General features: G+C 73.5%; 7 protein-coding genes. 2 read left to right on the top strand and 5 right to left on the bottom strand.

Features of this window, described 5'->3' with window-relative positions:
* Together G6R24_RS13280 and G6R24_RS13275 are read right to left on the bottom strand one after the other, a co-directional pair.
* Positions 1 to 651, bottom strand: a 651-nt coding sequence (locus G6R24_RS13280; protein ID WP_225438477.1) for a 5-oxoprolinase subunit B family protein, incomplete at its 3' end; no start/stop codon positions are given.
* A gap of 31 nt (positions 652 to 682) precedes the next feature.
* On the bottom strand, positions 683 to 1,495 hold the full coding sequence (locus G6R24_RS13275) for a LamB/YcsF family protein (protein WP_163549561.1): 813 nt from the start codon (positions 1,493 to 1,495) through the stop codon (positions 683 to 685).
* A gap of 318 nt (positions 1,496 to 1,813) precedes the next feature.
* On the opposite strand from G6R24_RS13275, the gene G6R24_RS13270 reads away from it, so the two are divergent.
* Positions 1,814 to 2,356 (top strand): DsbA family protein, encoded by a 543-nt coding sequence (locus tag G6R24_RS13270; RefSeq protein WP_225438476.1) that lies wholly within the window; start codon positions 1,814 to 1,816, stop codon positions 2,354 to 2,356.
* A gap of 37 nt (positions 2,357 to 2,393) precedes the next feature.
* Here G6R24_RS13270 and nhaA read toward each other — a convergent pair whose 3' ends face one another.
* From nhaA to G6R24_RS13255, 3 genes are read right to left on the bottom strand one after another with little or no spacing between them, the layout of a single operon-like run.
* Complete coding sequence (gene nhaA / locus G6R24_RS13265; RefSeq protein ID WP_217451515.1) at positions 2,394 to 3,815, bottom strand: Na+/H+ antiporter NhaA; 1,422 nt, start codon at positions 3,813 to 3,815, stop codon at positions 2,394 to 2,396.
* Entirely contained in the window at positions 3,812 to 4,765 is a 954-nt protein-coding gene (locus G6R24_RS13260; protein ID WP_163549559.1) for a prephenate dehydratase, read from the bottom strand. Before G6R24_RS13260 ends, nhaA begins: the two co-directional genes overlap by 4 nt.
* 18 nt (positions 4,766 to 4,783) lie before the next feature.
* Entirely contained in the window at positions 4,784 to 6,832 is a 2,049-nt protein-coding gene (locus G6R24_RS13255; protein WP_338083868.1) for an acetate--CoA ligase family protein, read from the bottom strand.
* A gap of 478 nt (positions 6,833 to 7,310) precedes the next feature.
* Between G6R24_RS13255 and G6R24_RS13250 the strand changes: the two genes are divergently transcribed.
* Positions 7,311 to 11,232 (top strand): TM0106 family RecB-like putative nuclease (locus G6R24_RS13250; RefSeq protein ID WP_225438475.1); only part of this gene is annotated, 3,922 nt, incomplete at its 3' end.

Below are 11,232 nucleotides of genomic sequence, written 5' to 3'. Positions count from 1 at the left end.
GGGGAGCAGCGCGGGCTGCTCGCGGTCAAGGTCGAAGACGGCCAGGTCGGTTCGTCCGATCAGATGCCAGCCGCCCGGTGACGTCCGAGGGTAGATGCCGGTGAACTGGTCGGCGATCGCGACCGCACCGGCGGGAACACGGGTGCGCGGTGAGTCGCGCCGTGGCAGGCGCAGGGCGGGGTCGAGCCCCGAGACATAGGCGAAACCGGGGGCGAAACCGCAGAACGCCACCCGATGCGTGCCGCGGATGTGCCGGTCGATCACCTGCGCGGGGGTCAGCCCGCTCAGGCGCGCGACCTCGGCGAGGTCCGGCCCGTCATAGCGGACGGGCACCGTGACCGTCGGCAGGTCCCCCGCCTCGCCCGCCGCCCCGTCCAGGCGCACCGCATCGGACGGCCCAGTGCCAACGCGGGCGGCGGTGGCGGGTGGTGGCGGGTCGGTGAGCAGGCGGCGTAGGCGGGGGAGGTCGGTGCGAGTCGGGTCGAAGCGGACCAGGACGGTGCGGGCTGCTGGGACGAGCGCGACGACACCCGGTGGGGGTGCCGTCCGAAGGTGCGCGTAGAGCTGGCCGGCCGCGTCCAGATCGGCGACCTCCACGAGCAGCGCGTCCGCGCCGCAGGTCAGTACCCGCATGGGACCCCCAGACGACATCGGCGATGTGGTTCGGGCAGACGCGGCGTGGTCAGCAGAACGGCACCACGGTGACTCCGGCCTCGTGTAGCGCGGTGCGCAGGCGTCGGATGAGGTCGACGGCGCCGGGGGTGTCGCCGTGCACGCAGATCGACCTGGCCGCCACCCGTACGGGGACGCCGTGCGCGGAGTCCAGGGTGCCGGTCGTCGCGAGTCGTACCGTGCGGTGGATCACGGCTTCGGGGTCGTGCAGGACAGCACCGGGTTCGCGCCGGGAGACCAGGGTGCCGGTGTCGGTGTAGGCCCGGTCGGCGAACGCCTCGCCGACACAGGTCAGTCCGGCCGCCGCGGCCCGGCGTAGCAGCGCCGATCCGGGCAGGCCGAGCACGGGCAGACCCGGGTCGTATCCGTGGACCGCCTCGACGACCGCCGCGGCCTGCTCCTCGTCCGCCACCACCCGGTTGTAGAGCGCACCGTGTGGTTTGACGTAGCGCACCCGGTCGCCGGCGATGCGGGCGAACGCGTCCAGCGCGCCGAGCTGGTAGGTGAGGTCGTCGCGCAGGTCGGTGGGGTCCATGTCGATGGCGCGGCGCCCGAAACCGGCCAGGTCGCGGTAGCTGACCTGCGCACCGATGCGCACCCCGTGTTCGACGGCCCGTTCGCACACCCGCCGCATCGTCGAAGGGTCCCCGGCATGGAAGCCGCAGGCCACGTTCGCGCTGGTGACCAGCGGGAGCAGCGCGTCGTCCTCGGTGAGTCGCCACACCCCGAACCCCTCGCCGAGATCGGCGTTGAGATCCCACACCGGCGTCGCGGCGTCCGAGACGCCCGTGGTCGTGGCGGGATCGCCGTCCTGGGAGCTCATACCACCGATTCTCCCTCACCTCGAGGGCCCGACGGCGGCCCGAGCCCGCAGGGTCCGCTACTGGGAGTCACAGATGGCCGGTAGTGGCGGTCACGGGAGCTGGTCGTGGCAGATGCCGGGACGCGGGCGGGCGGCATAATCGCTGGTGTGAAGCTGGTTCCTGGACGTTCATCCGGTACAGCCAGTGCATCCGGTACAGCCAGTGCATCCGGTACAGCCAGTGCATCCGGTACAGGCGGTACGAACGGCGCAGGCGGTACGAACGGCCCGGCAGGGGGCGACGCCGGTGCGGGCGGGTCGGGTGCGGTGGTCGTCGCGGTGGACACCGCGCCGTGTCGGCACGCGTACGGGCCGGCGGACGCGCCGATCCTGGTGGTGGAGTACGGGGATTTCGAGTGTCCGTACTGTGCGCAGGCGGCGCCGGTGCTGCGGGAGCTGGTGGACACCTCCGACGGGCAGGTTCGGCTGGTGTTCCGCCATTTTCCGGTGTACGACGTCCATCCGTACGCGCTGACGGCGGCGCTCGCGGCGGAGGCCGCCGGGGCCCAGGGGCAGTTCTGGGAGATGCACGACCGGCTGTTCGCCGGGCAGGACCGGCTGGCCGACAAGTTCCTGCGGGCCTACGCGGGTGCGCTCGGTGTGGACGGCGACCTGGTGATCGGCGACGCGGCCCAGCCCTACGGCGACGCGGTCGAGGCCGACTACGGCCTCGCCATCGAACAGGGGGTGCGGGGAACGCCGAGTATCTTCCTGGGCGGCACGCCGTACCGGGGTCGGGCGGAGATCGCCCCGCTGCGTAAGGCGATGGCCCTGTCGCTGCGTCGCGCACCGTCAGGTCAGCGTCGGCGGCGTCGCGGGTAGGGACGGCGGCCAGGACACGATGCGTCGAAGCCGCGGGCTACGTCGAAGCCGGGGGTGGCAGCGGTGGGAGAAAAGGTGCCGGTGGGCGCCAGGGGCGTGGGGGCAGCGTCGGCACCGGCTCGTCGGTCAGCGGTGAGCACAGCGGAATCCGTTCGCCGAGTGTGCGCAGCAGGATGGTGCCGAGCACGGCGGCGCTGAACGAACCGGCCAGGATGCCGATCTTCGCCTGGTCGCGCAGCTCGGTGTCGGTGAACGCGAGCTCGGTGATGAACAGCGAGATCGTGAAGCCGATCCCGGCCAGGGTGGCCGCGCCGACCAGATGGCCGTAGCGGACCTGCCCGGGCAGCTGGCCGAGGCCGGTGCGCATCGCCGCCAGGCTCGCCACGGTGATGCCGTCCGCGTTGCCGAGCAGCAGTGCGAGCGTCACCCCCCAGGTCACCGGGGACGACGCCGCCGCCCGCAGGGTGTGCTCGTCCAGGTGCACCCCGGCGTTGGCCAGACCGAACAGGGGAACGACGACGAACGCGCTGAACGGATGCAGCACCCGTTGCAGCCGTTCGTTCGCCGACACGGTGGCCTTCGCCGCGATCACGGCGAGGCTGGCCCGGGCGGCGTTCGACTCCTCGGCCAGCGCCCGCACGTACACCGGCACCTGCGCCGCCTGGTCGGGTCGGGGCGGGACGGCGGGAATCAGCAGCCCGGTGATCACTCCGGCGAGGGTGGCGTGCACCCCGGAGGCGTGGATCGCACCCCAGAGCACGACGGCGACCAGCGCGTACGGCAGCAGCCGCCACACGCCGAGCCAGCGCAGTACCAGCATGACCAGCACCAGCCCACCGGCGAGGGCGAGCGCCCCGAACCGGACGTGCTCGGTGTAGAAGATCCCGACGACGGTGATGGCGCCGATGTCGTCCACGATGGCGAGGGTGAGCAGGAACAGTCGCAGCCGGTCCGGGCAGGCGGGTCCGAACAGCGCCAGGATGCCGATCACGAACGCGGTGTCGGTGGACATCGGGATGCCCCACCCGTGCGCCGCCGGCCCGGAGGGGTTGAACAGCAGGTAGATGACGGCGGGCAGGGTCAGCCCGCCGATCGCACCGAGGGCGGGGACAGCGGCGATGCGCCGGTCGCGCAGCTCACCGGCGGTGAACTCGCGGCTGATCTCCAGACCGACGACGGTGAAGAACAGCGCCATCGCCCCGTCGTTGACCCAGTGGTGCAGGCTCAGGGTGAGGTCGGCGTCACCGAGACGCACCTGGGCGGTCGCCGTCCACAGTGCTTCGTACCCGTGTGACCAGGGCGAGTTCGCCCAGATCAGCGCGATGACGGCGGCGACCAGCAGCAGCAGCACCGCGCCACCGGCCTCGGTGGCGAGGAACTCCCGCATGGACGGCGCGACCTGCGGCAGTCGGATGCGCAGCGCCGGCCCGGGCCGAGGTGGCGCGGTCGGCGCGGTCACCGGGACGCGGCGGGGCGGTCCAGAGCGGGACGGTCCACGGCGGGACGGTTCGCGGCGTACGGAGCGACCTCGGCCCCGGCGGCCATGGCCACCGGGGCGGGCTCGAGGCGCTGGCGCTCGCGGTAACGGCTGGCCCGGTAGACGCCGAGGATGCGGTGGTCGGCGTAGAACGACAGTTCCTCGAAGGCCTGCGCGACCGCGGGGTCCTCCGGGCTGCCCTCGATGTCGGCGAGGAACTGGGTGGCGACGAAGTGGCCGCCCACCATGTAGCTCTCCAGCTTCGTCATGTTGACGCCGCCGGTGGCGAACCCGCCGAGCGCCTTGTAGAGCGCGGACGGCCGGTTGTGCACCTTGAACACGAATGTCGTGACCAGCGGGCCGATACCGGCGGCGGCGCGCAGGTTCTCGGTCGACAGGATGAGGAAGCGGGTGGTGTTGTGCGCCTCGTCCTCGAGGTCGGCGCGCAGGACCTCGAGGCCGTACGCCTCGGCGGCCAACCGGGAGGCGATCGCGGCCCGGCTCGGGTCGCCCGCCTCGGCGATCTCGCGGGCGGCACCGGCGGTGTCACCGGCGGTGACGGCGACCAGCCCCAGTGCGCGCAGCCCCGCCCGGCACTGCGCGAGGGCCTGCGGGTGACTGTGCACGGTCTTGATGTCGTCCAGGGTGGCGCCGACGAGACCGAGCAGCTGGTGGCGGATCGGCAGGAAGTACTCGCCGATGATGTGCACGGTGGGGCGCGGCAGCAGCAGGTGGATGTCGGCGACCCGGCCGGCGGTGGAGTTCTCCACCGGGATCATCGCGAGGTCCACCGCCTGCTCCTCGAGCGCGGAGAAGCACTCGTCGAAGGTCGGGTAGGGAACCGCGTCGAAGTCGGGGTACACGTCCCGGCAGGCGATGTGGGAGTTCGCGCCCCGCTCACCCTGGAACGCGATCCGCTGGCGTGCCGTCATGGTTACGAACGTACCGGGCTAGCCGGCCGCGCTGTCACCCGCCGCCGCTGTCGCCGGTGCTGTTACCGCTGTCGCTGGCGGTGGCGCGTCCACTGGTGGGGCGAGGCGGATGCCGGCGTGGAGCAGCACCACGCCACGTCGGCCCACGAGTACCGGGTCGAGCAGGATCTCGGTGATCCGCGGGACGTCGTCGGCGAGCCGGGCGACCCGGTGCAGCAGGTCGGCGAGGGCGTCGGTGTCGGCGGCGGGCGCGCCGGAGCCGCCGAGCAGCAGCACGCTGCCGCGCACGGCGGCGATGAGCTCGGCGGCATCGGCGTCGGTCAGCGGCAGGGTGCGGGCGACGGGGTCGGTGAGCAGGTCGGCCACGGCGCCACCGAGGCGCAGCGACACCAGCGGGCCGACGTTGGGATCGTGGTGCATCCGCACGACGGTGGACACGCCGCCCGGTGCCATCGGTTGGACGAGCATGTCGCCGGGGCCGACCGCGGCGCGCACGGCCTGCCAGGCGGCGGTGAGTTCGGCGGGGTCACCCACCCCGAGCTGCACGGCGCCGACGTCCAGGCGGCTGCGGAACCGCTCCTCAGCGATCTTGATGGCGACCGGCCAGCCGACCCGGTGCGCGGCGGCGAGCGCCGCGTCGGCGTCGGCGACCCGGGTGCTGGGCCAGAGCCGCAGGCCGACGTCGGCGAGCAGGCTGTGCACCACCGGCTCCGGGAGCCACGCGTCGTCGACCACAGCGTGCCCGGTCACGGCGCGGGCGGTCACAGCGCGGGCGTGCGCGGTGTCGATGCCGGACAGCGACGGGACCTGGCCCTGCGCCCGGGCCCGCCAGACGGCGTGATCGGCGGCGCGGGAGAGTGCCAGCGCCGCGGACTCCGGCGACGAGTAGGACGGCACCGAGCCGCGTCCGGGTGAACCCACCGCGTCGGGAACGGCCAGGGGCGCCGGCATGCCGTCCTGACCCAGGTAGGAGGCCAGCACCGGCAGTCCATGATCGCGGGAGGCGGTCAGTACGGCCGCGCCGAGCCGGTCGACCTGGGCATGCGGGGTGACCAGGGTGAGCAGCGCGTCGACCTCGCCGCTGCCGGCCACCAGGCGCAGCGCCGCGTCGAACCGGGCGGGGTCGGCGAGCGGGCCGAGGTCGACGGGATTGTCGGCGCCGTCATGGCCGACGATCCGCGCGAGCGCCGCGCGGGTCGTCGCGGACAGGCCGGGCACCGCCAGCGAGTAGCTGTGGCAGGCGTCGGTGGCCAGCGCCGCCAACGCGCTGGACGTACCCACCACGCCGACCCGGCGACCGGCCGGCAGCGGCTGATGGGCCAGCAGCGCCGCGGTGTCGAACAGCTGGTTGAGGGTGTCGACCCGGATCACCCCGGTGCCGGCGAACAGCGCGTCGGCGGCACCGCCCGAGGAGTCCTGGCCGCTTTTGAGCGCCACCACCGGCTTGGTCCGCCCGAGCCGGCGGGTGATCCGGGCGAACCGGCGCGGGTTACCGAAGTTCTGCAGGTGCAGCAGGACGAGCTCGGTACGTGGGTCGGTCTGCCAGTACTCGAGCAGGTCGTTGGTCGAGACGTCCGACCGGTCGCCGGCGGAGGCGAAGGTGGAGAACCCGATCGCCCGGCGTGCCGCGTCGGTGAGGAAGGTGCCGGCCAGCGCGCCGGACTGGGTGAAGGCGCCGACCCGCCCCGGCGGGGGGTTACCCACGGCGAACGTCGCGTGCAGACGCGAGGTGGACGCGGTGTTGATGACACCCATCGCGTTCGGGCCGAGCAGACGGATGCCGGCGTCACGGGCGATCTGACACACCTCGGCCAGCAGTACCTGCCCCGCGGGGCCGCCGTCGGCGAAACCGGAGGAGACCACGATCACCGACCGCACCCCCCGCGCGGCGCAGGTGCGCAGGACCGCCGCGACCCGCGGCGCCGGCACCGCGATCACGACCAGATCGACCCGTTCGGGTACATCGGCGAGATCCTGGTAGGCGTACACGGACGCGACGTGACTCGCCGCGGCGTTGACCGGATAGACGGTGCCGGTGAAGCCGCTGGCCACCAGGCGACGGAACACTTCGTGACCAACCGTGCCCGGCTCGCCCCGACGACGGCGACGACCCGCGGATGCAGCAGGCGATCGATGCTGCGCACGCCGTGCCTCCCGTAGACCTTTGCGTTCATCGTAATACCGAACGGTCTCTGCGCGTTACGCACCGATTCGGGCATACCTGGTCGCAATGTCACATCAAGTCGCAATGTCATGTCGTACGCGGGGGGGCTCGGAAGTGGGTTGTGGCGAGAGCCACACACAATTCTTTCTGCCGCCCGCGCGGTTCGCCCGGTCAGGAACACCCGATAGAAGTGGCCCGATGGGAGGATGTAGCCGTGTCACATCATGACCGCGGATCCTGGCCCGAAGGTGCCGGTCGCTCCGGCCGTCTCCCCGCGCCCTGGCCCGGACGGACCCCCGGCGTGGCCGATGGCTGACCGGTGACAGTCTCTAGCCCGGGTCGCGCCTGGCGGCCCGCGCGGGAGCGGACGGGGATGGTGCGGTGTACAGGCTCGACGGCCGTTGGATCATCTCCGCGGGTGACCTCGTGGACGTCGTCGAATGCGGACACCGCACGGAGCTCACCCAGGCGATGGCGGACGGCCGCCTGGCCGCCGAGGCCGACCAGGCCACCCCGGGGGGCTCCGGGGTGGCCCCGGACGGCGGGACCGGCCCGGACGCCGGGGTGGTGCGGCTGAGCCCACCCGATCGCACCGCGGTGCGCCACGGGGAGGCGCACGAACGGCGATGGCTTGGTCATCTGCGCCGGACGTTCGGCGTGGACGCGGTGGTGGAGATCCCCCGGCCGGTACCGACGGCGGAGGGCCTGGCCACCGCCCTCACCCGGACCCGTGCGGCGCTTGCCCGCGGCGTCCCGGTCGTCTACCAGGGGGTTCTGTTCGACGGGAGCTTCCAGGGCCGGCCCGACTTCCTGATCGCCGCGCATCTGGACCCGTCCACCGGGGCGAGTCGTGGTCCGGTGGAGCCCGGCCGCTACGAGCCGGTCGACGCCAAGCTCGCCCGCGCGGCCACGCCCGCCGCGGTGCTGCAGCTCGCCGCGTACGCGCTCGCGCTGCCCTCGGTCGGCGTCCCCGTCCCGCACCTGATGCACCTCGTCCATCCAGGCAGCCGAGTCCATCCAGGCAGCCGAGTCCATCCGGATAGCCGACCGGACGCGCGGTCCGATGCGCGACCGGGCACCGCGGCCGACCCGCGGCCGGCGGGACAGCCGGACGCGGCGGCGGGGCTGGTGCGGTCGTTGCGGGTGGATGACTTCGCGCCGCTGGTGACGCACGCGCGGGCTCGGCTGACGGCGCGGCTGGACCGGCCGGCGCGGGTGCCCGCGCCAAACTGGGCGCAGGCCCGGCCGCAGTGCGCGAGCTGCGCCTTCAACGGGCACTGCGCCACCGGCCGGGCACAGGCCCGCGATCTGTCCCTGGTCGCGGGTCTGCGCGGGCAGCAGCGGCAGGCGTTGCGCGGTGTGGGGATCACCACCGTCGAGGAGCTCGCGGTCGCCGCCGACGAGCGGCGTCCCGCGGAGATCTCCACGACCACGTTCGCCGGGCTGCGGCTGCAGGCGGAGTTGCAGTCCGCCCAGGACGCGTCGCGCAGCACGGAGGATCCACTCGGCACGGTGAGCGTGCGGATGGTCGACGTCGCGGGTCTCGCGATGCTGCCGGCGCCGGACCCGGGCGACATCTACTTCGATATGGAAGGTGATCCGTACGCGTTGGAGGCATCCGGCCTGGAGTACCTCTTCGGAGCCGTGACCCTCACCCATCCCCCGAACGAGTCCGCCCACCCGGACGGCGTGCGAAGGCCGGACGGGACGCGGCAGCCGCACGAGTCCCCCCACCCGGACGGGACGGACCAGGTGGGGGAGGAGTTCCGGACGTTCTGGGCGCACGACCGCGCCGGCGAACGGCGCGCGTTGGAGGAGTTCGTCGACTGGACGACGGCCCGGTTGCGGGATCATCCGCGCGCCCACATCTACCACTACGCGCCGTACGAACCGAACGCGCTGCGCCGCCTGGCCGCCCGCCACGGCACCCGGGAACACCAGGTCGACGAGCTGCTGCGGGCCCATCGCCTGGTCGACCTGCACACGGTGGTCCGGCGCAGCCTGCGGGTGTCGCAACCGTCCTACTCGATCAAGTACCTGGAGCCGCTGTTCTACCCGGGGGCGCGCACGGCGGCGGTCACCACCGCGGCGGACAGCATCGTCGCGTACGAGTCGGTCCTGGCGCACCGGGCCGCGGGCGAGAACGCGCAGGCCGAGCGGCTGCTCGCCGAGATCGCGGACTACAACCGGGTGGACTGTGTCTCCACCCACCGGCTGCACCGCTGGTTGTTGGCGCGGCGACAGGCCGCGGGGGTGCCCGCCCACCAGGACGAGTCCGCCGCCGAACGCGCCGCGACCGCTCCCGCGGCGGTGGACGACGCCGACACGCAGCTGCCGGGGCAGGCCACCCTCGAAGCCGAGGCCGTGGTGAACGCCCTGCTCGCGGGCCTACCGGTGGACCAGACGAGCTGGTCGGACGACGAACGGGCCCGGGCCCTGCTGGCCGCCGCCGTCGGCTACCACCGGCGGGAGAACAAGCCGGCCTGGTGGACGTACTTCGCCGCGTTGGCGGCCGACCGGGAGACCCTGGAGTCCGCCGACGACTGCAGTGTGCCGACCGGCTGGCAGCTCGACGCGGACTGGGACGAGCCGTCCGGGCGGCGCAGCAAGGCCCGCCGCGAGCTGCGCGCCCGGATCGACCCGCGCCGCCCGCACCCGTTCGAGCGGGCGGACAAGGTCCGTCTGCTCTACCCGGGGCCACCCGGTGCGCTGGGCGTGACCAGCGGCGCGACCGTGGAACTGGCCGCGCCGAACGAACTGGTCCTGCTCGAGAGCGCACCCCCCGATCGGACCACCCGGGCGATGCCGCTGGCGGTGCTACCCGGTGATCCGGTGTCACCCAGGCCCAAACCCGCGGCCATCCGTCTGCTGGCCGAGCGGGTCGCGGCGACCCTGCCCGCGCTGCCCGCCGAGGCCGGCCTCGACCTGCTGCGCCGGGTGCCGCCCCGCCGCCGTGGACGCGGCGGACCGCTGCCGGACGCCGCCGCCCACGGCGACGACCAGGTGGCGGCGGTGCTCGCCGCGGTCAGCACCCTCGACCGGTCCTATCTGGCGGTCCAGGGCCCGCCTGGGGCCGGCAAGACCTACCTGGCCGGGCGTCTCATCCGTGATCTCGTCGCGCGGGGCGCGTCGGTGGGCATCTGCTCGACCAGCCACAAGGCCATCGAGAACGCCATGCTCGCCGCCCTCGAGGACGCCGGGCCGGCGCCCGGCGCCCGGCTGCCGGCGGCCAAGAAGGCGAAACGATCCGCCTCGCAGCGCCCGGACACACCGCCGTGGGACGTGCCGCGGGACCTCAAGGCACTGGTGGCCTGGCGGCGGGAGCACCCGCAGGGCCATCTCGTCGGCGACACGGCCTGGGCGTTCGCCAATCCGCAGCTGGCGGCCGAGCCGTTCGACGTGCTGATCATCGACGAGGCCGGCCAGTTCGCGCTGGCCGACACCCTCGCGGTCGCCGGGGCGGCACGCAACCTGGTGCTGCTCGGCGACCCGCAGCAGTTGCCGCAGGTGGTGGCGGGTATCCACCCCGACGGGGCGGACGCCTCCGCGCTGTCGCATCTGCTTGGCCGCGACGACGGCGGGCTCGGCCAGCTCGGGGAGAACGAGATCCTGCCCCCGGAGTTCGGCTACTTCCTCGACCGTACCCGGCGGCTGCACCCCGCGGTCTGCGCGCCGGTGTCGGCGTTGGCCTACCAGGGACGGTTGCACGCCCATCCGGTGGCTGCCGGACGGGCGGTGGAGGGGGTCGCCCCCGGTCTGCACCTAGTCGACGTCGCCCATGAGGGGGCCACCACACGCTGCGACGCCGAGGCTGACGCGGTCTGCGCACGGGTGGCTGACCTGGTCGGACGCACCTTCGTCGACGGTGCGCGCCGGCGCCCACTGGCACCGGCGGACGTGCTGGTCGTCGCCCCGTACAACCGGCAGGTCCGGGCGATCGGACAGGCCCTGCGCGCCGCCGGACTCACCGGGGTGCGGGTCGGCACCGTCGACCGCTTCCAGGGCCAGGAGGCCCCGGTCGTGATCACCTCCCTGACCACGTCCAGCGCCGCCGAGGCACCACGTGGGCTGGACTTCCTGCTCTCCCGCAACCGGCTCAACGTGGCGCTGTCGCGGGCCCAGGTGCTCGCGGTGCTGGTGATGTCGCCAGCGCTGCTGGACAGCGCGCCGCGCAGCATCGCTGAGCTGCGGCTGCTCGCGGGGCTCGCCCGTCTGCGCGCGATGGCGATCAGCGACGCGTCCCCGTCGGTCCCACCGGTCGAACAGCGCGCACAGCCGGGGATCGAACCCCCGGCTGTGCCTG

It is taken from the genome of Candidatus Frankia nodulisporulans, from assembly GCF_902806475.1.
Lineage (GTDB): Bacteria > Actinomycetota > Actinomycetes > Frankiales > Frankiaceae > Frankia > Frankia umida.
The sequence above is the reverse complement of the archived record's forward strand: the minus strand, read 5'-3'. Positions and strand labels throughout refer to the sequence as shown.